The sequence below is a fragment of the Streptomyces sp. NPDC001902 genome, from assembly GCF_042891295.1.
Taxonomy (GTDB): domain Bacteria; phylum Actinomycetota; class Actinomycetes; order Streptomycetales; family Streptomycetaceae; genus Actinacidiphila.
Map to the genome: position 1 here is coordinate 61434 of NZ_JBIATA010000037.1, position 25840 is coordinate 87273.

The window sequence follows — 25840 nt, forward strand, 5'->3', positions numbered from 1 at the left end:
CGGCTCAGTCCCGCGGTACGCGGACCACACCCTCCTGGATGACGGAGACGGCGAGCCGCCCGTCCTGGGTGTAGATGCGCGCGGTGCCGAGCCCGCGCCCGCCGGAGGCCGACGGGCTCTGCTGGTCGTACAGCAGCCACTCGTCGGCGCGGAACGGCCGGTGGAACCACATGGCGTGGTCCAGGCTGGCGCCCACCACGTCGCCGACCGCCCAGCCGCCGCGCCCGTGGGCGAGCAGCACGGAGTCCAGCAGCGTCATGTCCGACACATAGGTGGCGAGGCAGACGTGGAGCAGCGGGTCGTCGGCGAGCTTCCCGTTGGTGCGGAACCACACCTGGGAGCGGGGTTCACGCGGCCCGGCCCCGGCGGCGAGGAAGGGCGGGGCGTCGACGTAGCGCAGGTCGACGGCGGCGCGGGCCTCCAGGAGGCGGTCCACGACCGAGGGGTCGGGGAACCGGTCCCTGTGCGGCCGCAGCAGCTCCTCGCCGGTGGGCAGGCTCTCCGGGTCGGGCGCCGGCGGCATCGGCTCCTGGTGCTCCAGCCCGTCCTCGTACGTCTGGAAGGACGCGGACAGATGGAAGATCGGCTGCCCGTGCTGCACCGCGACCACCCGGCGGGTGGTGAAGGAGCGGCCGTCGCGGATGCGGTCGACCTGGTAGACGATCGGCGCGCCCGGGTCGCCCATGCGCAGGAAGTAGGCGTGCAGGGAGTGGGCGTCGCGTCCTTCCGGGACCGTGCGCCCCGCCGCGACCAGCGCCTGTGCGGCGACCTGGCCCCCGAAGACGCGGGGGACGACGGCGGGGCGGCTGGCGCCGCGGAAGATGTCCTGCTCGATCCGCTCGAGGTCGAGGAGATCGAGCAGGGACTGCAGTGCGTGGTTGGTCACGTGTGTCTCTCGGGGTCGGCGGACCGTCCGGTCACAGCCCCATCGACTTGGCGATGATCGACTTCATGACCTCGCTGGTGCCGCCGTAGATGCGGTGCACGCGGTTGTCCGCGTACAGGCGGGCGATCGGGTACTCCAGCATGTAGCCGTAGCCACCGTGCAGCTGGAGGCAGCGGTCGATGACCTTGGCCGCGGTCTCGGTGCAGAAGAGCTTGGCGCGCGCGGCGTCGGCGGCGGTGAAGTCGCCGAGCTCGTGGGCCTCCAGGGCGCGGTCGACGACGGCCTGCATGGCGTCGACGTCGGAGGCGCACTCGGCGAGCACGAACTTGGTGTTCTGGAACTCGGCGACGCTCTTGCCGAAGACCTTGCGGTCGCGCACGTACTGGGCCGCGAAGCGGACGGCGGCGTCGGCCTGGGCGTAGGAACCGAAGGCGATCGCGAGGCGCTCGACCGGCAGGTTGTGGGCGAGGTAGGAGAAGGCCTTGCCCTCCTCGCCGAGCAGGTCCTCGACGGGGACCTTGACGTCGGCGAAGGACAGCTCCGCGGTGTCGGAGGTGCGCAGGCCGATCTTCTCCAGCTTGCGGCCGACGGCGTAGCCCTCGCTCGTGGTGTCGACCGCGAGGATCGACAGACCGCGGCGGCGGTCCTCCGGAGTGGCCGGCGAGGTGCGGCAGACCACCAGCACGCGGTCGGCGACCACGCCGCCGGTGATGAAGGTCTTGGCGCCGTTGAGGACGTAGTGGGTGCCGTCCTCGGAGAGCTTCGCGGTGGTGGTCATGCCGGCCAGGTCGGAGCCGGTGCCGGGCTCGGTCATGGCGATGGCGGTCATCATGTCGCCGCTGATGAAGTCGGGCAGCCAGCGCTTCTTCTGCTCCTCGTTGGCGAACTCCAGGAGGTACGGGAGCACCAGGCCGGTGTGCACGCCGCTGCTGCCGAAGCTGACGCCGGCGCGGGCGCACTCCTCGGTCACCACGGCGCTGAACTTCCAGCCCGTGATGCCGGCGCCGCCGTACTCCTCGGGCACCTCGATGCCGAAGATGCCCAGCTCGCCCAGGCGCCGGTAGAAGTCGCGGGGCGGGTACCCCGCCTCCTCCCACTCGGGGTAGACGGGCACGACCTCGTTGGCGATGAAGTCCCGGATCGTCTCCCGGAAGGCCTCGTGGTCCTCGTTGAATACCGTGCGACGCACTTGGCGCCTCCTCTGCACACTGGGCGATAAGCAAGCGCTCAGTAAGTTACTTCCCGGTTGTGCGCGCTGTCCAGAGCGGCGAAGGCGCCCAGGGCCAGCCGGTGCAGCAGCACGGCGGTCGCCGCGCGGCCGGGCAGCCCCCCGTGCGGGCCGAGGTGCGGGGTGGAGTTGAGCAGGCCGAAGACGGCGTGCACGGCCGCGCGGACCTCGGGCTCGGCCGCCCCCGGGTGGACCTCGCGGACGACCGTGACCCACTGCTCGACGTACTGGCGCTGCAACTGGCGCACGAGCTTGCGGTCGGAGTCCCGGAGCCGGTCCAGTTCGCGGTCGTGGAGGGTGATCAGCGCCCGGTCGTCCAGGGCGAAGTCGATGTGCCCGCGGACCAGGGCGTCCAGCGCGGCGGCCGCGCCGTCGGCCTCGGCCACCCGCATGCGGCCCGCGGAGTGCAGCCGGCCGCTGATCCCGACGAGCAGCTCGGCGAGCATCGCGTCCTTGCCCGCGAAGTGCCGGTACAGCCCGGGGCCGCTGATGCCGACGGCCGCCCCTATCTCGTCCACGCCGACCCCGTGGAACCCGCGCTCGGCGAAGAGCCGCGCGGCCTCCCTCAGGATCTGGTCGCGCCTGCCGCTGGCCGCCTTGGCCGCCGTCCTCGTGGGCTCCACACCGCACCTTTCCGCGAGGCGTCCGGTCTGCGGATGCCCCCCGCGATCTCATCGTCCTACCATTCTAGACAGCCGTGTTAACGACCGCTAACGTGGTAGACAACACGTTAACGACCGCTAACTCCTCCGGGGGCCCGTGACATGGAAGCACCCGTCCTCGCCAGCGCCGCGGATCCGGCGAGCGAGGCCTACCGCGCCAACGAGAAGGCGCACGCCGAGCTGTCCGCGCGGCTGCGCGAGAAGCTCGCCGCCGCCGCGCTCGGCGGCGGCGAGAAGGCCCGCGCCCGGCACACCGCGCGCGGCAAGCTGCTCCCCCGCGACCGCGTGGACGGGCTGCTCGACCCCGGATCGCCGTTCCTGGAGCTCGCCCCGCTGGCCGCCGACGGCATGTACGACGGCCAGGCCCCGGCCGCCGGCGTCGTCGCCGGGATCGGCCGGGTCTCCGGCCGCGAGGTCGTGATCGTCGCCAACGACGCCACCGTCAAGGGCGGCACGTACTACCCGATGACGGTCAAGAAGCACCTGCGCGCCCAGGAGATCGCCCTGGACAACCGGCTGCCGTGCGTCTACCTGGTCGACTCCGGCGGCGCCTTCCTGCCGAAGCAGGACGAGGTCTTCCCCGACCGCGACCACTTCGGGCGGATCTTCTTCAACCAGGCCACCCTGTCCGCGCGCGGCATCCCGCAGGTGGCCGCCGTCCTCGGCTCGTGCACGGCGGGCGGCGCCTACGTCCCCGCGATGAGCGACGAGGCGGTGATCGTCCGCGGCCAGGGCACGATCTTCCTGGGCGGCCCACCGCTGGTGAAGGCCGCCACCGGCGAGGTGGTCACGGCCGAGGAGCTCGGCGGCGGCGAGGTGCACTCCCGCACCTCCGGCGTCACCGACCACCTGGCCGAGGACGACGCCCACGCGCTGCGCATCGTGCGGAACATCGTGGCGACCCTGCCCGCCCGCGGCGCACTGCCCTGGACGGTCGGACCCGTCGAGGAGCCCGCCGTCGACCCGGCCGGGCTCTACGGCGCGGTCCCGGTCGACTCGCGCACCCCCTACGACGTCCGCGAGGTCATCGCCCGCCTCGTCGACGGCAGCCGCTTCGCGGAGTTCAAGGCCGAGTACGGCACGACGCTGGTCACCGGCTTCGCCCGGATCCACGGCCACCCGGTCGGGATCGTCGCCAACAACGGCATCCTGTTCTCCGAATCGGCCCAGAAGGGCGCGCACTTCATCGAGCTGTGCGACCAGCGCGGCATCCCGCTGCTCTTCCTGCAGAACATCTCGGGCTTCATGGTGGGCCGTCAGTACGAGGCGGGCGGCATCGCCAAGCACGGCGCCAAGATGGTCACCGCGGTGGCCACGACCCGGGTGCCCAAGCTGACCGTGGTCATCGGCGGCTCCTACGGCGCGGGCAACTACTCGATGTGCGGCCGCGCCTATTCGCCGCGCTTCCTGTGGATGTGGCCCAACGCCAAGATCTCCGTCATGGGCGGCGAGCAGGCCGCCTCGGTGCTGGCCACCGTCAAGCGCGACCAGATCGAGGCGGCCGGCGACACCTGGGCGGCGGAGGACGAGGAGGGCTTCAAGGCCCCCATCCGCGCCCAGTACGAGGAGCAGGGCAACGCCTACTACGCGACGGCCCGGCTGTGGGACGACGGGGTCATCGACCCCCTGCAGACCCGCCAGGTGCTGGGACTGGCCCTGACCGCGTGCGCCAACGCGCCGATTCCGCAACGCGATCCGCAGGCGCCGGGCTTCGGCGTCTTCCGGATGTAGGGGGAGCACTCAGATGTCAGCGATGTTCGACACCGTCCTGGTGGCCAACCGCGGCGAGATCGCGGTCCGCGTCATCCGCACCCTGCGGCGGCTGGGGATCCGTTCGGTCGCCGTCTTCAGCGATGCCGACGCCGGGGCCCGCCATGTGCGCGAGGCCGACACCGCCGTGCGCATCGGCCCGGCGGCGGCGTCCGAGAGCTACCTGTCGATCGAGCGGCTGCTGGAGGCGGCCGCCCGCACCGGCGCCCAGGCCGTCCACCCCGGCTACGGGTTCCTGGCCGAGAACGCCGCCTTCGCCCGTGCCTGCGCGGAGGCGGGGCTCGCCTTCATCGGGCCGCCCGCCCGGGCCATCGAGCTCATGGGCGACAAGATCCGCGCCAAGGAGACCGTCCGCGAGGCCGGGGTCCCGGTGGTGCCGGGCAGCAGCGGCAGCGGGCTCACCGACGAGCAGCTGACGGCCGCCGCCCTGGAGATCGGCACCCCCGTGCTGCTCAAGCCCTCCGCGGGCGGCGGCGGCAAGGGCATGCGCCTGGTGCGCGACACGGCCCTGCTCCCCGAGGAGATCGCGGCCGCCCGCCGCGAGGCGCGCGGCTCCTTCGGGGACGACACCCTGCTGGTGGAACGGTGGATCGACCGTCCCCGGCACATCGAGATCCAGGTGCTGGCCGACGGCCACGGCAACGTGGTGCACCTCGGCGAGCGCGAGTGCTCCCTGCAGCGCCGCCACCAGAAGGTGATCGAGGAGGCCCCCTCGGTCCTGCTGGACGAGGCGACCCGGGCCGCCATGGGCGCCGCCGCCGTGCAGGCCGCGCTGTCCTGCGGCTACGTCGGCGCGGGCACCGTGGAGTTCATCGTCCCGGGCGCCGACCCGTCCGCCTACTGCTTCATGGAGATGAACACCCGCCTCCAGGTCGAGCACCCCGTCACGGAACTGGTGACCGGGCTGGACCTGGTGGAGTGGCAGCTGCGGATCGCCGCGGGCGAGCGGCTGTCCTTCGGACAGGACGGGGTCGCCCTGACCGGGCACGCCGTCGAGGCCCGGATCTGCGCCGAGGTGCCCTCCCGCAACTTCCTGCCGTCGGCGGGCACCGTGCTGGCACTGGACGAGCCCATCGGCGAGGGCGTGCGCGTCGACTCCGGGCTCAGTGCGGGCAGCGAGATCGGCACGTCCTACGACCCGATGCTCGCCAAGGTCATCGCGTACGGCCCCGACCGCCCGACGGCGCTGCGCCGGCTGCGGGCCGCCCTCGCCGGGACAACCGTGCTGGGCCTGGAGACCAACACCGGCTTCCTGCGCCGCCTCCTGGCCCACCCCGACGTCGTCTCCGGCGATATGGACACCGGCCTGATCGACCGGGAGCTGGCGGGCCTGGTGCCCTCCGAGGTGCCCGTCGAGGTGTACGCGGCGGCCGCGCTGCTGCGCCACGCGGCCCTGGAACCGGCGGCGGCCGGCGGAGCCTGGCGGGACCCCTTCTCCGTGCCGAGCGGCTGGCGGCTCGGCGGGGAGCCCGCCTGGACCGACCACTGGCTGCGGGTACCCGGGGGCGAGGCCGTGCGGGTCCGCGTCCGCGGCAGCGCCCCGGAGGCCGAGGTGCGGATCGACGAGGCCCCCGCGGTGCGTGCCCGGCTGCTGCCCGGCTCCGGACAGCGGATCACCGTCGAGTGGGACGGCGTCACGCACGCCTTCGGCCACGCCGGCGACTGGCTGGGCACGGACGGCGACGGCTGGCGCCTGCAGCCGTACGACCCGGTCGAGGCCGCGCTGCGCGGCGGGGCCGGCGCGGGCGGGGTGGACACCCTGGCCGCGCCCATGCCCGGCACGGTGACCGTGGTCAAGGTCGCCAAGGGCGACGAGGTCACCGCGGGCCAGAGCCTGCTCGTGGTGGAGGCGATGAAGATGGAGCACGTCATCACCGCCCCGCACGACGGCACCGTCACCGAGATCGACGTGACCCCGGGCAGCACCGTCGCCATGGACCAGGTGCTCGCGGTCGTCGCCCCGCACCAGGAGGAGGCCGGGTGATGGCCGTCGAGCGAACTCCCGGGCTGCCCATGTCCGTGCCCCTGGACGGGCTCCCGCGGCAGGTGCGCATCCACGAGGTCGGCGCACGCGACGGGCTGCAGAACGAGAAGGCCACGGTGCCCACCGAGGTCAAGGCGGAGTTCGTGCACCGCCTGGCCGACGCCGGGCTGACCACCATCGAGGCGACCAGCTTCGTGCACCCCAAGTGGGTGCCCCAGCTCGCCGACGCCGAGCAGCTGATGCCGCTGCTGGACGACCTGGGCGACGGGATCCGGCTGCCCGTGCTGGTGCCCAACCAGCGCGGGCTGGAGCGGGCCCTGGCCCTGGGGGTGCGCGAGGTCGCCGTCTTCGGCAGCGCGACTGAGTCCTTCGCGAAGGCCAACCTCAACCGCACGGTCGACGAGTCGCTGGAGATGTTCGCTCCCGTCGTCGCCGCTGCCAAGGAGGCGGGGGCGAGGGTGCGCGGCTACCTGTCGATGTGCTTCGGCGACCCGTGGGAGGGCCCCGTGCCCGTGCCTCAGGTGGCCGCGGTGGCCCGCCGGCTCTACGACCTGGGCTGCGACGAGCTGAGCCTCGGCGACACCATCGGCGTCGCCACCCCCGGCCACGTCGTGGCGCTGCTCGACACCCTGGCCGGCCTGGACGTGCCCGTCGAGCGGCTCGCCGTCCACTTCCACGACACCTACGGCCAGGCACTGTCCAACACCCTGGCCGCCCTCCGGCACGGCGTGGGCGTCGTCGACGCCTCCGCCGGCGGCCTCGGCGGCTGCCCGTACGCCAAGAGCGCCACCGGGAACCTCGCCACCGAAGACCTGGTCTGGATGCTCGACGGCCTCGGCGTCGAGACCGGGGTCGACCTCAGCCGCCTCACCGCCACCAGCGTGTGGATGGCGGAGCAATTGGGCCGACCGAGCCCGTCCCGTACCGTCCGCGCCCTCTCCCACCAGGAGTGACCACAGCCATGACGACCGCCCACCGGCTCCCCGCCGAGTACGAGGAACTCCGCCGCACCGTGGAGGAGTTCGCGCACGACGTCGTCGCGCCGAAGATCGGCGAGTTCTACGAGCACGACGAGTTCCCCTACGAGATCATCCGCGAGATGGGCCGCATGGGCCTGTTCGGCCTGCCCTTCCCCGAGGAGTACGGCGGCATGGGCGGCGACTACTTCGCCCTCTGCATCGCCCTGGAGGAGCTCGCCCGGGTGGACTCCTCCGTGGCGATCACCCTGGAGGCGGGGGTCTCGCTCGGCGCCATGCCGGTCTTCCGCTTCGGCACCGAGGAGCAGAAGCGGCAGTGGCTGCCCCAGCTGACCTCCGGCGAGCAGCTGGGCGCCTTCGGGCTGACCGAGCCGGACTGCGGCTCCGACGCCGGCGGCACCCGCACCACCGCCCGGCTGGACGAGGCGACCGGCGAGTGGGTGATCAACGGCACCAAGAGCTTCATCACCAACTCGGGCACCGACATCACCTCGCTGGTCACGGTCACGGCCGTCACCGGCCGCAAGGAGGACGGCCGCCCGGAGATCTCCTCGATCATCGTGCCCTCCGGCACCCCGGGCTTCACGGTGTCGAAGAAGTACAGCAAGGTCGGCTGGAACGCCTCCGACACCCGCGAGCTGTCCTTCTCCGACTGCCGTGTGCCGGCCGCCAACCTGCTGGGCGAGCGGGGCCGGGGCTACGCCCAGTTCCTGCGCATCCTGGACGAGGGCCGGATCGCCATCGCGGCACTGGCCACCGGTCTGGCGCAGGGCTGTGTGGACGAGTCGGTGGCCTACGCCAAGGAGCGCACCGCCTTCGGCCGCCCGATCGGGAGCAACCAGGCGGTCGCCTTCAAGCTCGCCGACATGGAGATGCGCGCCCACACCGCCCGGCTGGCCTGGCGGGACGCGGCGTCCCGGCTGGTCGCAGGGGAGCCCTTCAAGAAGGAGGCGGCGATGGCCAAGCTCTACTCCTCGGAGATCGCGGTCACCAACGCCCGCGAGGCCACCCAGGTGCACGGCGGCTACGGCTTCATGAACGAGTACCCGGTCGCGCGCATGTGGCGGGACTCCAAGATCCTGGAGATCGGCGAGGGCACCAGCGAGGTGCAGCGCATGCTGATCGCGCGCGAGCTCGGCCTTCCGGCGTAGTTTTCGCCACCTCCCTGCCCGATATCGGGCAGAAATCTTGCGATCAGCCTCCTCCTTCCCTCAGTATCGACCGGTGCTCGAACGCCAGACGACACATGACGACCTCGTCGACCACCTGGTGCGGACCACGCCGCTGCAACGCGGTGAGGCCGCCCGGGTGGTCCTCGACATCCTGGCGTACTTCGACGAGACGGCCGAGGACTTCGTACGGCGCCGCCACCGCGAGCTGCAGGCCAAGGGCCTGCAGAACGCGGAGATCTTCGAACGGATCACGGCCGAGCTGCCGTACCGGGCGGTCACGCCGCCCGGGTACTCACTGCGGCAGCTGCGCCGCATCGTCTACGGCTGACAGCGAGACCGGGCCGCCTCGAGCGACCGGGAGGGACGGAAACATGTGTGGAATCGTCGGCTACATCGGGAAGCGTGATGTCGCCCCGCTGCTGCTGGAGGGCCTGCAGCGGCTGGAGTACCGCGGTTACGACTCCGCGGGCATCGTGGTCGCCGGCAAGTCCGGCGGGCTCAAGGCCGTCAAGGCCAAGGGCCGGGTCCGTGAGCTGGAGGCACGGGTCCCCAAGCGCTTCGCCGGCACCACCGGCATAGCCCACACCCGCTGGGCCACCCACGGCGCCCCCAGCGACGAGAACGCGCACCCGCACCTCGACACCGAGGGCAAGGTCGCCGTCGTCCACAACGGGATCGTCGACAACGCCGCCGAGCTGCGCGCCAAGCTGGAGGCCGACGGTGTGGTCTTCGCCTCCGAGACCGACACCGAGGTGATCACCCACCTCGTCGCCCGCTCCCAGGCCGAGTCCCTGGAGGAGAAGGTCCGCGAGGCGCTGAAGGTCATCGAGGGCACGTACGGCATCGCCGTCATACACGCCGACTTCCCCGACCGGATCGTCGTGGCCCGCAACGGCTCGCCGGTGGTCCTCGGCATCGGCGAGAAGGAGATGTTCGTCGCCTCCGACGTCGCCGCGCTGATCTCCCACACCCGCCAGGTCGTCACGCTCGACGACGGCGAGATGGCCACCCTGAAGGCCGACGACTTCCGCACCTACACGACCTCGGGCACCCGCACCACGGCCACCCCCGAGACCGTGGAGTGGGAGGCCGCCTCCTACGACATGGGCGGTCACGACACGTACATGCACAAGGAGATCAGCGAGCAGCCCGACGCGGTCGACCGCGTGCTGCGCGGCCGGATCGACGACAAGTTCTCCACCGTGCACCTGGGCGGCCTGAACCTCGACGCCCGCGAGGCCCGCGGCATCCGCCGCGTGAAGATCCTCGGCTGCGGCACCTCCTACCACGCCGGGATGATCGGTGCCTCGCTGATCGAGGGCCTGGCCCGTATCCCCGCCGACTCCGAGCCGGCCTCCGAGTTCCGCTACCGCAACCCGGTCGTGGACCCCGACACCCTCTACATCGCCGTCTCGCAGTCCGGTGAGACGTACGACGTGCTGGCGGCGGTCCAGGAGCTCAAGCGCAAGGGCGCCCGCGTCCTCGGCGTGGTGAACGTGGTGGGTTCCGCGATCGCCCGTGAGACCGACGGCGGCATGTACGTCCACGCCGGCCCCGAGGTCTGCGTCGTCTCCACCAAGTGCTTCACCAACACCGTCGTCGCCTTCGCGCTGCTCGCCCTGCACCTGGGCCGCATCCGCGACCTGTCGGTGGCCGACGGCAAGCGGATCATCGAGGGCCTGCGCAGGCTGCCCGAGCAGATCCAGGAGATCCTCACGCAGGAGGAGGACATCAAGAAGCTGGCGGCCGAATACGCGGACGCCAAGTCGATGATGTTCATCGGCCGGGTGCGCGGCTACCCGGTGGCGCTGGAGGCGTCCTTGAAGCTCAAGGAGATCTCCTACATCCACGCCGAGGCCTACCCGGCCTCCGAGCTCAAGCACGGCCCGCTGGCCCTGATCGAGCCCGCGATGCCGACGGTCGCGATCATCCCGGACGACTCGCTGCTGGAGAAGAACCGCGCCGCGATGGAGGAGATCAAGGCCCGCAGCGGCCGGATCCTGGCGGTCGCGCACCAGGAGCAGGCGAAGGCGGACCACACGATCGTCGTCCCGAAGAACGAGGACGAGCTCGACCCGATCCTGATGGGCGTCCCGCTCCAGCTGCTGGCCTACCACACGGCGCTGGCCCTGGGCCGGGACATCGACAAGCCGCGCAACCTCGCGAAGTCCGTGACGGTCGAGTAGCCGACGGCCCCGGCACGCACGAGGCCCCCCGCGCCCTTCGGCGCGGGGGGCCTCGCCGTTGCCTCCCCGGACGTCAGGCCGCGTGCCCACGGTGCGGCATGGTCAGCCGCCAGCCGTCGGCGAGGGCGCGTCGGCCCCACGTGGCGTTGGTGAGCAGTGCGGTCCCGCCGTACCAGGCGACCGCGCCGGCCGCGAGGCCGACCCAGCCGCCCGCCTTGCCGAGGCCGCTGTTGGAGGCGAGTGCCGCGATGCCGGACAGGGCCGTGGCCACGGTCAGCAGCCCGAAGACCGCCTGCGCCACGCCGCCCATCTGCCACGCGGCCATGGTCAGGCTGAGCGCCAGCAGCGCCCACAGGAGCATGAAGAGCCCGGCGGCCTCCTTGCTCGCGCCCGCGCCGGACCCCGCCGACCAGGTCACCCAGAAGGCGCCCAGTGAGGCGAAGGCGGTGCCGGTGAAGCCGTTGCCACCGTAGAACTCCCACATGCCGGCGACGAATTGCGTGACGCCGCCGACGACCAGCGCGAGCCGCGCGGCATCCGCCGCCGCGGTGTTGTCGAATACGCCGGTGCTGAGCAGCCCGTAGGCGATCAGCGTCAGGCCGAGTGTCAGATATCCCAGAGCCGTAGCACCGGCTCCTGCCGTGCGCGCCGTGGAGACGTCGTTGTCCACCGCGGGCCCCCTTCGTGTACGAGGGAAGAAACTGCTGATGAGATACCCTTCACAAGGGCACAAGCAATCCTGCGGAGGCCGTATTCACGGCGGCGTGCACCGAATCGTTATGGAATGACCACGACAGGCCGCTGGGCGCGCCGCGCGAGCCGTCCGGCGACCGACCCGAAGATCTTGCCGATGATCCCGTGCGTCCCACCCACCACGATGGCGTCGGCCTCGTACTCCCGGCCGACCTCCTCCAGCTCGTGGCAGATGTCGCCGCCGCGCTCGACCAGGATCCACGGGACCTCCGACAGGTGGTCGGCGCAGGCAAGTTCCAGGCCGAGCACCTCGGTGCGGTGGTCGGGGACGTCGACGAAAACGGGCGGCTCGCAGCCCGCCCACACGGTCGCCGGGAGCCTGTTGGCGACGTGCACGATGATCAGCGCAGAACCGGACCGGCGTGCCATGCCGATGGCGTACGCGAGGGCCCGCTCACTCGACACGGAGCCGTCGAAACCGACGACCACGCCGTGCCGGAAGGCGGGATCACAGGAAGTGCGCGGCTCGCAGGCCGCCTCCGGGGCCGCCGCCGATTCGGCGAGCGGCTTTCCGTCGGCGGGCTCGGGGAGCTCGTAACCGGCCATGATGCGGTTTCTCGGCAAGGTCGGCGCCGGGAGCGCCGAGTGGGCGGACAACAACAGTGCGGGGGCCGCGGGACCGGCCTGATTTCGACCGGTAAGGGGCTGCCCTTCCCGCTGACTCCAGAGTACGGCGACTGGGGGCCCCTGCACAGATGCGCAGGCGCCCTCACAGCGTCCCCCTACCCCGGAGTTTCCAGGAGAATGCCGGAGCCGGCCGTCGAGCGCAACGCCCCGCCGCCAATCGGACAAGTCACCTCGCGCCCGGCCCTCTCCCGCTGTCCGCCTCCGGCCATATCCGGAATCGTCCTCCCGGCCGTACGAGGCACAGGGGGCGCACTCGTTCTCCGGCCACACAAGGGGCGTACGACGGAGCGCTGACCAGGGGTGCGTACAGGACTTCCCATCATTTTCGGCCAACTTCCCTATGCCCAGGGGGACTTGGGATCATGTGCCACAACCCCCGCCGCCACCAGGGCGGAAGCGGAATGAGGGGGCGCACGGGCGTTGTGCGCCGGTTCCCCTCGCGGAAGGCACACTTCACGAGGGGAACGCTTCGTGATCGAATGCTTCACGCCACGTGGTCATGTCGACATACCGGCAGGTGGTGAACTTGCCACTGCGGGTACAGCGGAACCAGTAGATTCGATCTTGGGTGACAACGGCGGGGGACCCGTGCAGGACCGAGAGGACCAGACGACCGAGGGGGGCTTGAGCTCCATGACACAGGAGTCCAGGACCGGCACCATGGCGGAGATCCAGTCGGCCGCCGGCATGTCCACCGCACCGTCCGCGTCGACGGGGGCACCGGGCGTCCCGCACGTCCCGGGAGCGTCCGGCGTCCCGGTGAGCACCTCCGTTCCGTCAGGCCCAACCGGCCCGTCCGCCACCGCCCAACAGGGCCGGGGGCCACGGAAGTTGTCGGCACGACGCCGTCAGGAGGTCGTCGCCGTACTGCTGTTCAGCGGCGGCCCGATCTTCGAGAGCTCGATCCCGCTCTCCGTGTTCGGCATCGACCGCCAGGACGCGGGCGTGCCGCGCTACCGGCTGCTGGTCTGCGCCGGTGAGGACGGCCCGCTGCGCACCACCGGCGGGCTGGAGTTGTCGGCCCCGTACGGGCTGGAGGCGCTGTCGCGGGCCGGCACGGTCGTCGTGCCCGCCTGGCGCTCGATCTCGCAGCCGCCGCCCGCCGAGGCGCTGGACGCGCTGCGCCGCGCGCACGAGGAGGGCGCACGCATCATCGGGCTGTGCACCGGCGCCTTCGTGCTCGCCGCCGCGGGGCTGCTGGACGGCCGCCCGGCCACCACGCACTGGATGTACGCGCCGACCCTCGCCAAGCGCTACCCGTCCGTCCACGTCGACCCGCGCGAGCTGTTCGTCGACGACGGCGACGTCCTCACCAGCGCGGGCACCGCCGCCGGCATCGACCTGTGCCTGCACGTCGTACGCAGCGACCACGGCGGCGAGGCCGCCAACGCGCTCGCCCGCCGGCTGGTCGTGCCGCCGCGGCGCGGCGACTGGGGCGGCCAGCCCCGGCACCTCGACCGCTCTTTACCGGAGGAGATCGGCGGCGATCCGCTCGCCGAGGTCGTCGCCTGGGCGCTGGAGCACCTGCACGAGCAGTTCGACGTGGAGACCCTCGCCGCCCGCGCCTACATGAGCCGCCGCACCTTCGACCGCCGCTTCCGCACGCTGACCGGCAGCGCGCCCCTGCAGTGGCTGATCACCCAGCGCGTCCTGCAGGCGCAGCGGCTGCTGGAGACCTCCGACTACTCCGTGGACGAGGTCGCCGCGCGCTGCGGCTTCCGCTCGCCCGTCGCGCTGCGCGGTCACTTCCGCCGCCAGCTCGGCTCCTCCCCCGCCTCGTACCGGGCGGCCTACCGGGCCCGGCGCCCGCAGGACGACCCGGACAACGCGCTCGCCGCCGCCCGGGAACCACGCGGCGGCGAGGCGGCCGGCGGCCCGGTGCCGGCCCCGCGCCGCAGCCCCGTGCCCACCGCGGACCGCAGTCACGGCGGGGTGCTGCAGATCGCGGGGCAGGCCGGTCCCGGCGGTGGCCCGGGCACGGCCAAGACCGACGCCGAGCCGCCCTACGCGACGCGCATCCCGGAGCAGCCCGGCAGCCGTTTCGACGCCCGCGAGCCGCACGGCGCCCGGCGGCCGCGCGGTGACCGGGACGGCCGTGACGGACGCAGCCGCAGCGCGACTATGCCTGCTCCGCGGGATCGCCCCGTAGGGTGAGACGTATGAACGACCGGATGGTGTGGATCGACTGCGAGATGACCGGGCTCTCCCTGGCCCAGGACGCTCTGATCGAGGTGGCGGCGCTCGTCACCGACTCGGAGCTCAACGTGCTCGGCGAGGGGGTGGACATCGTCATCCGTCCGCCGGCCGAGTCACTGGAGAGCATGCCGGAGATCGTCCGCACGATGCACACCACCTCCGGCCTGCTGGACGAGCTCGACGGCGGGGTGACGCTGGAGGAGGCGGAGAAGCTGGTCCTGGACTACGTCCGCCAGTACGTGGCCGAGCCCCGCAAGGCGCCGCTGTGCGGGAACTCGGTCTCCACCGACCGCGGTTTCCTCGCCCGGGACATGCCCACGCTCGAGCAGCACCTGCACTACCGCATCGTGGACGTCTCCTCCATCAAGGAGCTGTCCCGGCGCTGGTACCCGCGCGCCTACTTCGCCAGCCCGGAGAAGAACGGCAACCACCGCGCCCTCGCCGACATCCGCGAGTCCATCGCGGAGTTGCGCTACTACCGCGAGGCGGTCTTCGTGCCCCAGCCCGGGCCGGACACCGACACGGCGCGCTCGATCGCCGCGAAGTACGTCCTGCCTGCGGAAACCTCGGACTGAGCGACCCACGGAAAACGCGGCAGCGAGCACCCCTCCGGACCCTGTACACTTTTTCTCGGCCGGTGGGAAGCAGTAACAATCACCGGTCATGGTGGGTGTAGCTCAGCTGGTAGAGCACCTGGTTGTGGTCCAGGATGCCGCGGGTTCGAGTCCCGTCACTCACCCTCACCAGGGAAGGCCCGGTCTGCGGAAGCAGACCGGGCCTTCCTCGTTTCCGGGCCCTCGTGACCCCGGGCGGGGCGGGTCAGCCCGCGACCGCCTCGGCGGCGGCGAGCGCCGGCTGCCAGGGGTACTCCGGGCCGGACCCGGCGTCGCCGAAGAGCACCGTGACCCCGGCGGCGCGCAGGGTCTCCAGCGAGCGCTCGTACTGCGGGTGCTGCATGAGCGCCGCGTTCACGGACGGCATCGCCACCATCGGGACGCGCTTGCCGATGCCCTCGGCGAGGGTGCCGGCCACGAACGTCTCCGTCAGGCCCAGTGCCCACCCGTTGATCGTGTTGAAGGTGGCCGGGGCCACCAGGATCACGTCGGCCGGGGGCCAGACTTCGGGCCGGCCGGGCAGCGGGTACTCGTGGCGCACCGGGCGGCCGGTCAGCGCGGCCAGCCCGTCCAGGCTCGGCTCCAGCCAGCGGGCCGCGGTGGGCGTCAGGCCGAGGCAGACGTCCCAGCCGCGCACCTGGGCGTCCTCGATGACGCGCGCGACGTCGAAGACGGAGGGGGCGGCACCGGCGAAGAGGTAGAGGGTCCGAGTCATGCGGACCACCCAATCGCGGGAAGTGGATCTTACGCAACCGTACGGAGGACCGGACGTCCGGAGGGCCTCACGGGGCCCAGTGGTACTTGCCCCCGCCGAGCCAGCGCACGGCCTGGGGGTCGTCGAAGTCGACGTGCTCCCGCCCGGCGTCGAGGGCGATGCGGACGACGTCGAGCAGGTCATGGGCGATGCCGACGGGTTCCCCGTCGATCTGCACGATGCGGAAGGGCGGGTCCCCTGCCTGGACGGGGGACACGACGATCGGGGTGGTGCTCACCCGTCCAGCTTGCGGCACCCCGGCGCCCGGCGCACCCGAAGTGGCCCTGCCGCACGACGGGTGAATGGCCCTCGTCGGGTCCGGGCCCGCGCTCGTAGCGTGGAGGGCATGAGCACCGAGCCCTCCCGTACGGCCCTCGCCTCCCGACTCCGCGCCCTGCACGTGCCGGGCGACCCGCTGGTCCTGCCGAACGTCTGGGACGCCGCCTCGGCACGTGCCGTGGCAAACGCGGGCTTCCCGGCGGTCGCCACCGGGAGCGCGGCCGTGGCGCCCACCCTGGGCTACCAGGACCAGGAGGACACCCCCGCGGACGAGATGTGCGCCGCGGTCGCCCGCATCGCCCGTGCCGTCCCCGTGCCGGTGACCGCCGACATGGAGCGGGGCTACGGGCTGCCGCCCGCGGAGCTGGCGGAGCGGCTGGCCGCGACCGGTGCCGTGGGCTGCAACCTGGAGGACACCGACCACCGCACGGGGCTGCTGGCCGACCCCGGGGAGCAGGCGGCGTACATCGCCGCCCTGCGCGCGGCGGCCCCGGAGCTGGTGATCAACGCCCGGACGGACTGCTTCCTCCGCGGCGGCGCCGGTGCCGCGGAGCGGCTGGCGGACGCGGCGGGCCGGGCACGGGCGTACCTGGAGGCGGGCGCGGACTGCGTCTACCCGATCGGGGCGCTGGACGAGGCCACCGTCCGGGCCGTCGTCGAGGCCGTGGACGGCCGCCCGGTCAACGTGCTGTCCCGGCCGGGCGGGCCCTCACCGGCCCGTCTGGCGGAGCTGGGGGTGGCGCGGATCAGCTTCGGCCACCAGCTCCACCAGATGGTCCAGCGGTACTTCTCCGGGCTCCTCGCGACCGTGGCGCGCGGGGACAGTCCCTTCCCCGAGGACTGACGGCACCTCAGCCGTCCGTGCGCGGGGGCGACTCGTCGTTGCCGCGGCGCACGGTGCGCAGCGGACCGCCGGGCCGCCACACCTGCAGGACGAGGTCGGGGTCCTCGACGTAGGTGCGCACGACCTCGGCGATGTCGGCACGGAAGAGGTGGAAGGGCCCCTCGGGCACCGTCACCTCGCCGGTGAAGCGGGCGATCGCCGCCGGGTCGGTGACCTCGACGGCGCGCCCGGAGATCCGCACGTCGCCCCCGTCCATGGAGGTGTCGGGACCGGGGTTGACGTGGAGCGCGAAGCGCGGGTCGCGGCGCAGGTCGAGGGCCTTGCGGGAGCCGGGCATCATGCCGAGCCACAGCTCGCCGAGCCGGAACTCGGCCTCGATGCCGCTGAGCCGGGGTGAGCCGTCGGCACGGAGGGTGCCGAGGACGTGGTGCTTGTAGCCGCCGAATCGGGTGCGCACGGCCTCGGCGAGGCCGGGCTGTGCTTCCTGGAAGTCTGTCCAGCTGGTCGTCATGCCGTCATGCTCCCCGGCATACCCGACATCCTCTGTCGGCATTGCCGGGGCGGTGTCAGTCCTCGCCCGGAAGGCGGCGGGCCGGGGCGTCGCCCTGTCCCTGGCGGGCGGCCTGCCAGATCCCGCGGAGGCGGTCCAGCTCCGCCAGTTCGGCGCGCGACCAGGTGCGCCGGCCCGCGACGTACCGCCGTATGGCCTCATTGGCGGCTTCGACGGAGCGGCGGTCCAGAACGGTCGGTGGCATGTCTTGATTTTAGGAGAGGGGTGTGACAAAGAGCCGCGGATGGCGCCCCGTGGGCCCATGTCACACGTGACCCTCCTCACGTGACGGGGCTCACCCCCGGCATCCGGGCCAACTCTTCAGGTCGTAGGCGTCACTTGGCACTGCGCTCCGCCGGGGCGGCGGTCACGCGGACTCGCGGCGCACGAGCTCGGTCGACAGCACGACGTGCCGGCGGGTGGCGGTGCTCGCCGCGATCTCCTCCAGCAGCACCCGCGCCATGGTGCGGCCCATCTCCTCGATCGGCTGCCGCACGCTGGTCAGGGGCGGGTCGGTGTGGCGCGCGATGGCGGAGTCGTCGAAGCCGATCAGCGCCACGTCGTCGGGCACCCGCCGGCCCCGCTCGCGCAGCACCTGCAGCGCGCCGCCGGCCATGACGTCCGAGGCCGCGAAGACCGCGTCGACGCCGGGGCGGCGCTCCAGCAGCGCCCGCATCGCGGCGCGGCCGCCCTCCTCGGTGAAGTCGCCGGCCGCGACCAGCGCGTTGTCGTGGACCAGCCCGGCGGCCTCGACCGCCTGACGGTAACCGTCGAGGCGGCAGCGGGCGACGTACATGTCCAGGGGGCCGGTGATGGTCGCGACGCTCCTGCGCCCGAGCCCCAGCAGGTGCGCGACCGCCGAACGGGCGCCGCCGACGTTGTCGGAGTCGACGTACGACACCGACTCCAGGTCGGAGCGGCGGCCGCTGAGCACCGTCGGCATCTCCAGCTGCTCCAGCAGGTCGGGCAGCGGGTCGTCCTCGTGCACCGAGGCCAGCAGGACGCCGTCGACCCGGTGGGCGGTGAGGTACTGGGCGAAGCGCTGCCGTTCCTTGGGCGTCCGCAGCAGCGTGAGCAGCAGCTGCATGTCGGTGTCGGCGAGCTCGGCGCCCACGCCCCGGATGATGTCGGAGAAGTACGGCTCCGCGAAGAGCCTGGTCTCGGCCTCCGGGATGACCAGGGCGATCGCGTCCGTCCGGTTGCCCGCCAGGGCGCGCGCCGCGCGGTTGGGGACGTAGCCGAGCTCGGCGATGGCGGCCTCGACCGCGGCCTTGGCATGGTCGCTCACCCGAGGTGATCCGTTGATCACCCGGGAGACGGTGCCCCGGCCCACTCCGGCCCGCGCGGCGACCTCTTCGAGCGTCGGCCTGCCGCTGCGCCGTCCGCCGATCACCATTGCGGCCTCCCAATCACGAGGTGGTAACTGCGCCAACTTAGAGCGTCTGCTCCCTTGACACCTCATCGGGGAACGGAGACTCTTCAACACATCACATGTGGGAGCGCTCCCACACTAGCGAACACGTACACTTCCCGCACGTATCCCGGAGGACCCGAATGCGCACGACAAGGAAGTCGTCCCGGCCACGAGGCCGTACCGCTGCCGTAGCGATAACCGCGGTGGCCGCGCTCGGAGTGAGCCTGCTCGCCGGCTGCTCCAAGGACAGCGACGAGCCCGCCAAGGCCGGTGGCTCGGAGGGCGACGGCAAGGGCAAGATCACCCTCACGGTCGGCACCTTCGGTGTCTTCGGCTACAAGCAGGCCGGTCTGTACGAGGAGTACGAGAAGGCGCATCCGAACATCACGATCAAGGAGAACGTGATCGAGCGGAACGACGCCTACTACCCGCAGCTCCTCACCCACCTCGCCGCCGGCAGCGGCCTGAGCGACATCCAGGCCATCGAGGTCGGCAACATCAACGAGATCGTCACCACCCAGGCGGCGAAGTTCGAGGACCTCTCCAAGGCCGAAGGCGTCGAGAAGTCGAACTACCTCGACTGGAAGTGGGCCCAGGCCAGCACCCCCGACGGCAAGACCATCGGCCTCGGCACCGACATCGGCCCGATGGCCATCTGCTACCGCACCGACCTGTTCAAGAAGGCGGGTCTGCCCACCGACCGCGCCGAGGTCGGCAAGCTGTGGGCCGGTGACTGGAGCAAGTACCTGGACGCGGGTAAGACCTACACCGAGAACGCGCCCAAGGGCACCACGTTCCTGGACTCGTCCGCCGGTCTCTACCAGGCGATCAGCAACTCCGCCTCCGAGCGCTACTACGACAGCAGCGGCAAGGTCATCTACAAGACCAGCCCCTCCGTGAAGGAGGCCTGGGACCTGGCCATGGAGGCCACCACCGGCAAGATGACGGCCAAGCTGAAGCTGTTCGACAAGGCCTGGGACCAGGGCTTCGCCAACGGCCGCTTCGCCTCGCTCCCCTGCCCGTCGTGGATGCTCGGCTACATCCAGGAGAAGGCCGGCGACGCGGGCAAGGGCAAGTGGGACGTCGCCGCCGCGCCGAAGCCCGCCAACTGGGGCGGCTCCTTCGTGGGCGTGCCCTCGGCCGGCAAGAACAAGGAAGAGGCCGTCAAGCTGGCCGCGTGGCTGACCGCCCCGGCGCAGCAGGCCAAGGTCTTCGCCAAGCAGGCGAGCTTCCCGAGCGCCCCGGGCGCCTATGACCTGCCCGAGGTCAAGGACGCCAAGCACGAGTACTTCAACAACGCGCCGATCGGCCAGATCTTCGCCGACGCGGCCAAGAGCATCCCGACCCTGGTGATCGGTCCGAAGGACCAGCAGATCTACACGGCGATCACCGACGTCGGCATCCTGCAGGTCGAGCAGCAGGGCAAGACCCCTGCTCAGGGCTGGGCGGCTGCCGAGAAGGAAATCGACAACGCACTGGACCAGTGACCCGCATGGCTTCGGAGATCTCCGACATGACCGCAGTGACCGCGCCCCCCTCCGAGGGGGGCGCGGCCCCGCGCGGCGGCTCCGGCCGTCCGCGCGACGCACGTGACGAGCGACGCGGCCGCTGGCGCAGCCGCCGCTACCGGTGGGACGTCAAGGCGATGCCGTACGCCTTCGTCTCGCCCTTCTTCCTGTTCTTCGCCGCCTTCGGCCTCTTCCCGCTGATCTACACGGGCTGGTCCTCCTTCTACCGGGTGGAGCTGACCAACCTCGACGCGCGGGAGTTCGTCGGCTTCCACAACTACACCCGCCTGCTGGAGGACGAGTTCTTCTGGAACGCCCTGAAGAACACGTTCACCATCGGTGTGATCTCGACCGTCCCGCAGCTGCTCATCGCACTGGGCCTGGCCCACCTGCTCAACTACAAGCTGCGCGGCTCGACCTTCTTCCGGGTCGCGATGCTCACCCCGTACGCCACGTCGGTGGCCGCCGCCACGCTGGTCTTCACGCTGATGTTCGGCACCGACTACGGCATGATCAACTGGGTGCTGGAGCACCTCGGTTTCAGCCACCACATCGACTGGCGGGCGGGCACCTGGTCCTCCCAGATCGCCGTCTCGTCGATCGTGATCTGGCGCTGGACCGGTTACAACACCTTGATCTACCTGGCCGCGATGCAGGCCGTGCCGCACGACCTGTACGAGTCCGCCGCGCTGGACGGCGCCTCGCGCTGGCAGCAGTTCCGCCACGTGACGATCCCGATGCTGCGGCCGACGATCCTCTTCACGATCGTGGTCTCGACGATCGGCGCCACCCAGCTGTTCGGCGAGCCGTTCCTCTTCGGCGGCCCCGGCGGCGAGAAGGGCGGCTCCTCCCACCAGTTCCAGACGCTGGGCCTGTACCTGTACGAGCAGGGCTGGACGAACTACCACCTCGGGCGGGCCTCGGCCATCGCCTGGGCGATGTTCCTGCTCCTGCTGCTGATCGCCGCCGTCAACGGGCTGGTCGCCCGCTGGCTGCGCAAGAACCACGAGGGGTGACGACGATGGCCACCATCTCGACCAACCCGGCGGATCAGGCGGCCGGCGCAGCGGACGCGCCCCGCAAGGCGAAGCGCCGCACCCCCGGGGCGCCCAAGGCCGGACGGCAGCTGCACGCGGGCCCGTTCACCTACATCGTGCTGATCGTCTTCACGGCGATATCCCTCTTCCCCCTGGTGTGGACCGCGATCGCCGCCTCCCGGACGAACTCGCGGCTGGCGCAGACCCCGCCGCCGTTCTGGTTCGGCTCGAACCTCTTCAGCAACCTGCAGACCGCGTGGACCGAGGCCAACCTCAGCACGGCGCTGCTGAACACGACCATCGTCGCCGGCAGCATCACCATCGGCACGGTGCTGTTCTCGACGATCGCCGGCTTCGCCTTCGCCAAGCTGCAGTTCAAGATGAAGAACTTCCTGCTGATGCTGACCATCGGCACCATGATGGTGCCGCCGCAGCTGAGCGTGGTGCCGCTGTTCCTGTGGATCGCGGACCTGGACTGGACGAACCACCTCCAGGCGGTCATCCTGCCGACCTTCGTCAGTGCCTTCGGTGTCTTCTTCATGCGGCAGTACCTCTCCCAGGCCCTGCCCACCGAGATCATCGAGGCCGCCCGCGTCGACGGCGCCAGCAGCCTGCGGATCGTCTGGCACGTGGTCTTCCCGGCCGCCCGGCCCGCGATGGCGGTCCTGGGCATGCTGACCTTCGTCGCGGCCTGGAACGACTTCTTCTGGCCGATCATCGCGCTGACCCAGGAGAACCCGACCGTGCAGGTCGCGCTCACCAGCCTCGGCCGCGGCTACATCCCCGACGAGTCCGTCATCATGGCCGGCGCGCTGCTCGGCACGCTCCCGCTGCTGCTGGTCTTCGTGATCTTCGGCAAGCAGATCGTCGGCGGCATCATGCAGGGCGCGGTCAAGGGCTGAGCCCTCCCGCGGCCACGGCCGCGCCCTTCCCCCTTCTCCTCTTGTTCACTCGTTCCGATGGGAGCGCTCCCGTATGACAGCGTCCGACATCCGTCCCGCAGCGAGCGGCACCGCCGCGGCAAGCGGCCACCAGTTCCCGCCCGGCTTCCTGTGGGGCGCGGCCACCGCCGCGTACCAGATCGAGGGCGCCGCTGCCGAGGACGGGCGCACCCCGTCGATCTGGGACACCTTCAGCCACACCCCCGGCAAGGTCTTCGAGGGCCACAGCGGCGACGTGGCCGCCGACCACTACCACCGTTTCCGTGACGACGTACGGCTCATGGCCGACCTCGGCCTGAGCGCCTACCGGTTCTCCGTCTCCTGGTCCCGTGTCCAGCCCACCGGCCGCGGGCCGGCGGTGGAGCGGGGCCTCGACTTCTACCGCGCGCTCACCGACGAGCTGCTGGAGCACGGCATCCAGCCGGCCGTCACCCTCTACCACTGGGACCTGCCGCAGGAGCTCGAGGACGCCGGCGGCTGGCCCGCCCGCGACACCGCGGAGCGCTTCGGCGAGTACGCGCGGATCGTCGCCGAGGCCCTCGGCGACCGCGTCCAGCTGTGGACCACCCTCAACGAGCCCTGGTGCAGCGCCTTCCTCGGCTACGGCTCCGGCGTCCACGCCCCGGGCCGCACCGACCCGGTCGCCGCCCTGCGTGCCGCGCACCACCTCAACCTCGGCCACGGCCGCGCCGCCGAGGCGCTGCGCTCGGTCCTCCCGGCCCGCGCCCAGCTCGGCATCACGCTCAACCTGCACCAGGTCCGCGCGCTCACCGGCTCCCCCGCCGACGTGGACGCCGCACGCCGCATCGACGCCGTGGGCAACCGGGTCTTCACCGGCCCCCTGCTCAACGGCGCGTACCCGAAGGACCTGCTCGAGGACACCCGCGGCCTGACCGACTGGTCCTTCGTCCAGGACGGCGACCTCGCCGCGATCAAGCGCCACCCGCTGGACGTGCTGGGCATCAACTACTACACGCCCACCCTGGTGTCGGACGGCGCTTCCGTCGACGGGCCGCGCAGCGACGGCCACGGCTCCAGCGCGTTCTCCCCCTGGCCGGGCGCGGACGACGTCGCCTTCCACCAGCCCCCGGGCGAGCGGACGGCGATGGGCTGGTCCGTCGACCCCACGGGCCTGTACGACCTGCTGATGCGGATGAACCGCGAGTTCCCCGACCTGCCGCTGCTCATCACCGAGAACGGCGCGGCCTACGAGGACTCCGTGGGCCCCGACGGTGCCGTGCACGACCCCGAGCGCGTGGAGTACCTGCGCGTCCACCTGGAGGCGGTCCACCGCGCCGTACGCGACGGCGCCGACGTGCGGGGCTACTTCCTGTGGTCCCTGATGGACAACTTCGAGTGGGCGTACGGGTACAGCAAGCGCTTCGGCGCGGTCTACGTCGACTACGAGACGCAGGAGCGCATCCCGAAGTCCAGCGCCCACTGGTACGCGGGCGTCGCCCGCGCGGGCGCGCTCCCCGACGCGGCGGAGGCGGACACCGCGTCCTGACGGACCGGCGGGACGCGGCGCACTACTCGGAGGGGGGTGCCGCGTCCCGTCCCACGCCGCGGAGGAACTGCGTCCACGCGGCGGGGGTGAAGGAGAGGGAGGGGCCGTCCGGGTCCTTGCTGTCCCGGACGTGCACGCGGTGGGGGGTGGTGGCGACCTCGACGCAGTTGCTGCCTTCGGTGTCGCTGTACGTCGACTTGCGCCAGGACAGTTCGCCGCTCATGCCTCACCCGCCATCCGCTTGATGAACCGCGCCGATTCGTCGGCGCCGAGGGCCTCCGTCCGGATCATGCCATGCCGTTGCGTCAGCGCACCCACTTGTTCGGGGTCCGCTGTCAGCAGGCTGAGGGACTGCCCCTCCGTGAGGGCGAGGCGTTCGTGCTCCCGGGTCTCCAGCAGCACGATGGGCCCGTTGAGTCCGGGGTGAGCACCGGCGGCGAAGGGCAGCACCTGCAAGGAGACGTTGCGCAGCTCGGCCACCTCCAGCAGGTGCGCAAGCTGCCGCTTCGCCGTGTCCGTGCCGCCCACGGGACAGCGCAGAGCCGCCTCGTACACCACGAAGCTGAACTCGACGGGTGGACTGCGCCGCAGCAGTGACTGGCGTTCCAGCCGTGCCCGGACCCGTTCTTCCAGGACCGCGTCGTCAAGCGGCGGCCGGTGCGCTCCGAGCAGCGCGCGCACGGTGGCCTCGATCTGGAGCAGCCCGGGGATCAGCAGCGGTTCGTACGACCAGAGGCTCACCGCCTCCGCCTCGTAGCGGAAGAAGTCCTGGGACCTCGCCGGAAACTTCTCCGGCTTGAGGTACGCCTCCGCCGCGGCCAACTTCCCCCCGGCCCCGCACAGATGATCCGCGATCTGCAGGAAGCGGGACCTGGGCCGGCGGCGGCCCTGCTCCATGGACTTCACGGTCTCATAGCCGTACGCCGCCTCACGCGCCAACTGCTCGCGCGTGACGCCCGCTTGCTCACGCCAGAGCTTGACCTGGTTGCCGCAGTACCGCCACGCCATCGGCGGCTGGGTCACCTCGCCGGTCATCCGCACCCACCCCCGTACTCTCCGTGGTCACCAGACTACGGAACGGCGCCGTCAGTCGCGTCCGAAGCTGTGGAAGCGGCCGATGACAGTGAAGCCGCGGCGCGCGTACCAGTGCCGGGGCCAGTCGTCCGCGTCGGCGACGAGGAAGCGGGTGGCGCACCCGGCGTCGACGGCCTGGCGCAGCGCCGTGGACAGGACGGCGTCGGCGTGGCCGCGGCCGAGGTGGGCCTCGGAGGTGATGAGGTCCTCGATCTGGGCGGTGCCGGACGCGGGGTCGATGTAGAGGTCCGCCCAGGAGGCGACGTCTCCCTCGGGCGCCCGCGCGCCGATGAAACGGACGACGTCCGCACCGCGCCGGCGGGCCTCGCGGCGGTCGACGAGCTGGCGGATGACCTCGTCGTCGGCCTCCGGGAGGAAGCCGCGCCAGCGCCGGGCGAGAGGGGCGCGGAAGGCGTCGAGGTCCACTTCCGCCGCGGGGCCGCCGTCCGGCACAGGGCCGGTGTGCAGCATGACGAGCTCGGCGGAGTGGTGGTAGCCGGCGCGGATCAGGGGCGCGGCGCAGGCGGTGCCCGTGGCGTCGTCCAGGACGGTGATCGCGCGGTGCTTCAGGTGGCCCAGCGCCTCGTCGGCGAGGGCGGGCAGCGCCTCGGGATCCACGGTGCCGTCCACGACCACGTGGTTGTTGCCGTGCGAGTACGCGTAGGCGTCGTCGAGGACGGCGAAGCCACCGGGGAGGTCGACGGTGCGCGCGGCCTGGCGGCGGGCGAAGGCGGTGACGAAGGCGCGGATCTGCGGCATTTGCGGTCCTGACATGGGGGCAGCCTAGGTGTATTGCCTTGTGAGGTTGGGGACGCGGCTGGCGGGTGGTTTGCCGTTCAGCGCGGTGTGTCCGCGGTGGTGATTGTAGGTGTGCAGC

At 71.7% G+C, this 25840-nt stretch carries 26 protein-coding genes and 1 tRNA gene; 14 read left to right on the forward strand and 13 right to left on the reverse strand.

What is annotated here, in order from left to right:
* Positions 1–4 precede the first annotated feature (4 nt).
* From ACFYYN_RS38970 to ACFYYN_RS38980, 3 genes are read right to left on the reverse strand one after another with little or no spacing between them, the layout of a single operon-like run.
* The gene (locus tag ACFYYN_RS38970) at positions 5–886 is read right to left on the reverse strand and encodes an acyl-CoA thioesterase (protein WP_499511991.1); all 882 of its coding nucleotides are present in this window, start codon (positions 884–886) and stop codon (positions 5–7) included.
* 31 nt (positions 887–917) lie between these two features.
* Positions 918–2075, reverse strand: coding sequence for an acyl-CoA dehydrogenase family protein (locus tag ACFYYN_RS38975; RefSeq protein WP_500549545.1), 1158 nt, complete (start codon positions 2073–2075; stop codon positions 918–920).
* Positions 2076–2113: 38 nt separating this feature from the next.
* Positions 2114–2737 carry a TetR/AcrR family transcriptional regulator gene (locus ACFYYN_RS38980; protein WP_499511993.1) on the reverse strand — a complete coding sequence of 208 codons (624 nt, stop codon included), beginning with the start codon at positions 2735–2737 and terminating at the stop codon, positions 2114–2116.
* Positions 2738–2878: 141 nt separating this feature from the next.
* Between ACFYYN_RS38980 and ACFYYN_RS38985 the strand changes: the two genes are divergently transcribed.
* From ACFYYN_RS38985 to glmS, 6 genes are all read left to right on the forward strand, one after another.
* Complete coding sequence (locus ACFYYN_RS38985; RefSeq protein ID WP_500437618.1) at positions 2879–4507, forward strand: carboxyl transferase domain-containing protein; 1629 nt, start codon at positions 2879–2881, stop codon at positions 4505–4507.
* Between the two features lie 22 nt (positions 4508–4529).
* Positions 4530–6530 carry an acetyl/propionyl/methylcrotonyl-CoA carboxylase subunit alpha gene (locus ACFYYN_RS38990; protein WP_500549560.1) on the forward strand — a complete coding sequence of 667 codons (2001 nt, stop codon included), beginning with the start codon at positions 4530–4532 and terminating at the stop codon, positions 6528–6530.
* Positions 6530–7483: a hydroxymethylglutaryl-CoA lyase gene (locus ACFYYN_RS38995; RefSeq protein ID WP_500549546.1), complete on the forward strand. Its 954-nt coding sequence runs from the start codon at positions 6530–6532 to the stop codon at positions 7481–7483. Before ACFYYN_RS38990 ends, ACFYYN_RS38995 begins: the two co-directional genes overlap by 1 nt.
* An 8-nt stretch (positions 7484–7491) precedes the next feature.
* Positions 7492–8658 (forward strand): acyl-CoA dehydrogenase family protein, encoded by a 1167-nt coding sequence (locus tag ACFYYN_RS39000; protein ID WP_499511996.1) that lies wholly within the window; start codon positions 7492–7494, stop codon positions 8656–8658.
* 73 nt (positions 8659–8731) lie between these two features.
* Positions 8732–9007, forward strand: a complete 276-nt coding sequence (locus ACFYYN_RS39005; RefSeq protein ID WP_500322792.1) for a hypothetical protein — start codon at positions 8732–8734, stop codon at positions 9005–9007.
* Positions 9008–9050: 43 nt separating this feature from the next.
* Positions 9051–10865 (forward strand): glutamine--fructose-6-phosphate transaminase (isomerizing), encoded by a 1815-nt coding sequence (gene glmS, locus ACFYYN_RS39010; RefSeq protein WP_500549547.1) that lies wholly within the window; start codon positions 9051–9053, stop codon positions 10863–10865.
* Positions 10866–10938: 73 nt separating this feature from the next.
* On the opposite strand, the gene ACFYYN_RS39015 is transcribed toward glmS, so the two are convergent.
* Positions 10939–11535 (reverse strand): acetate uptake transporter, encoded by a 597-nt coding sequence (locus ACFYYN_RS39015; RefSeq protein WP_500549548.1) that lies wholly within the window; start codon positions 11533–11535, stop codon positions 10939–10941.
* Positions 11536–11642: 107 nt separating this feature from the next.
* Complete coding sequence (locus ACFYYN_RS39020) at positions 11643–12164, reverse strand: universal stress protein (RefSeq protein WP_500322789.1); 522 nt, start codon at positions 12162–12164, stop codon at positions 11643–11645.
* Between the two features lie 714 nt (positions 12165–12878).
* On the opposite strand from ACFYYN_RS39020, the gene ACFYYN_RS39025 reads away from it, so the two are divergent.
* The 3 genes from ACFYYN_RS39025 (at position 12879) to ACFYYN_RS39035 (ending at position 15180) form a co-directional block, all read left to right on the forward strand.
* Positions 12879–14399, forward strand: a complete 1521-nt coding sequence (locus ACFYYN_RS39025) for a helix-turn-helix domain-containing protein (RefSeq protein ID WP_500549549.1) — start codon at positions 12879–12881, stop codon at positions 14397–14399.
* Between the two features lie 5 nt (positions 14400–14404).
* Entirely contained in the window at positions 14405–15016 is a 612-nt protein-coding gene (gene orn / locus ACFYYN_RS39030; RefSeq protein WP_500549550.1) for an oligoribonuclease, read from the forward strand.
* Between the two features lie 91 nt (positions 15017–15107).
* A tRNA-His gene (locus ACFYYN_RS39035) sits at positions 15108–15180 on the forward strand.
* 80 nt (positions 15181–15260) lie between these two features.
* On the opposite strand, the gene ACFYYN_RS39040 is transcribed toward ACFYYN_RS39035, so the two are convergent.
* Positions 15261–15770 (reverse strand): flavoprotein, encoded by a 510-nt coding sequence (locus ACFYYN_RS39040; protein ID WP_499512003.1) that lies wholly within the window; start codon positions 15768–15770, stop codon positions 15261–15263.
* Between the two features lie 67 nt (positions 15771–15837).
* A complete protein-coding gene (locus ACFYYN_RS39045) occupies positions 15838–16047 on the reverse strand; it encodes a hypothetical protein (protein ID WP_499512004.1) in 210 nt (69 codons plus the stop codon).
* A gap of 108 nt (positions 16048–16155) precedes the next feature.
* Between ACFYYN_RS39045 and ACFYYN_RS39050 the strand changes: the two genes are divergently transcribed.
* Positions 16156–16932 carry an isocitrate lyase/PEP mutase family protein gene (locus ACFYYN_RS39050; RefSeq protein ID WP_500549551.1) on the forward strand — a complete coding sequence of 259 codons (777 nt, stop codon included), beginning with the start codon at positions 16156–16158 and terminating at the stop codon, positions 16930–16932.
* A 7-nt stretch (positions 16933–16939) separates the two neighbouring features.
* Here ACFYYN_RS39050 and ACFYYN_RS39055 read toward each other — a convergent pair whose 3' ends face one another.
* The 3 genes from ACFYYN_RS39055 to ACFYYN_RS39065 all read right to left on the reverse strand — a co-directional run bounded on the left by ACFYYN_RS39055 (position 16940) and on the right by ACFYYN_RS39065 (position 18878).
* Complete coding sequence (locus tag ACFYYN_RS39055) at positions 16940–17443, reverse strand: pyridoxamine 5'-phosphate oxidase family protein (RefSeq protein WP_499512006.1); 504 nt, start codon at positions 17441–17443, stop codon at positions 16940–16942.
* Between the two features lie 55 nt (positions 17444–17498).
* Positions 17499–17687, reverse strand: coding sequence for a hypothetical protein (locus ACFYYN_RS39060; RefSeq protein ID WP_500322782.1), 189 nt, complete (start codon positions 17685–17687; stop codon positions 17499–17501).
* Between the two features lie 162 nt (positions 17688–17849).
* Positions 17850–18878 carry a LacI family DNA-binding transcriptional regulator gene (locus tag ACFYYN_RS39065; protein WP_500549552.1) on the reverse strand — a complete coding sequence of 343 codons (1029 nt, stop codon included), beginning with the start codon at positions 18876–18878 and terminating at the stop codon, positions 17850–17852.
* Positions 18879–19036: 158 nt separating this feature from the next.
* Here ACFYYN_RS39065 and ACFYYN_RS39070 point away from each other — a divergent pair, with 158 nt between their 5' ends.
* From ACFYYN_RS39070 to ACFYYN_RS39085, 4 genes are all read left to right on the forward strand, one after another.
* The gene (locus tag ACFYYN_RS39070; RefSeq protein WP_500549553.1) at positions 19037–20383 is read left to right on the forward strand and encodes an ABC transporter substrate-binding protein; all 1347 of its coding nucleotides are present in this window, start codon (positions 19037–19039) and stop codon (positions 20381–20383) included.
* 5 nt (positions 20384–20388) lie between these two features.
* A complete protein-coding gene (locus tag ACFYYN_RS39075; protein ID WP_500322777.1) occupies positions 20389–21420 on the forward strand; it encodes a carbohydrate ABC transporter permease in 1032 nt (343 codons plus the stop codon).
* A 5-nt stretch (positions 21421–21425) separates the two neighbouring features.
* Positions 21426–22343, forward strand: coding sequence for a carbohydrate ABC transporter permease (locus ACFYYN_RS39080; protein WP_500322776.1), 918 nt, complete (start codon positions 21426–21428; stop codon positions 22341–22343).
* Positions 22344–22416: 73 nt separating this feature from the next.
* Complete coding sequence (locus tag ACFYYN_RS39085) at positions 22417–23889, forward strand: GH1 family beta-glucosidase (RefSeq protein WP_500549554.1); 1473 nt, start codon at positions 22417–22419, stop codon at positions 23887–23889.
* Positions 23890–23911: 22 nt separating this feature from the next.
* On the opposite strand, the gene ACFYYN_RS39090 is transcribed toward ACFYYN_RS39085, so the two are convergent.
* Genes ACFYYN_RS39090 through ACFYYN_RS39100 form a run of 3 tightly spaced genes read right to left on the reverse strand, consistent with a single transcriptional unit; the run spans position 23912 to position 25737 of the window.
* Positions 23912–24112, reverse strand: coding sequence for a DUF397 domain-containing protein (locus ACFYYN_RS39090; RefSeq protein WP_500549555.1), 201 nt, complete (start codon positions 24110–24112; stop codon positions 23912–23914).
* Positions 24109–24924 (reverse strand): helix-turn-helix domain-containing protein, encoded by an 816-nt coding sequence (locus tag ACFYYN_RS39095; protein ID WP_500549556.1) that lies wholly within the window; start codon positions 24922–24924, stop codon positions 24109–24111. The genes ACFYYN_RS39090 and ACFYYN_RS39095 overlap by 4 nt, the downstream gene beginning before the upstream one ends.
* A gap of 51 nt (positions 24925–24975) precedes the next feature.
* Positions 24976–25737, reverse strand: a complete 762-nt coding sequence (locus ACFYYN_RS39100) for a GNAT family N-acetyltransferase (protein WP_500549557.1) — start codon at positions 25735–25737, stop codon at positions 24976–24978.
* Positions 25738–25840: the final 103 nt, after the last annotated feature.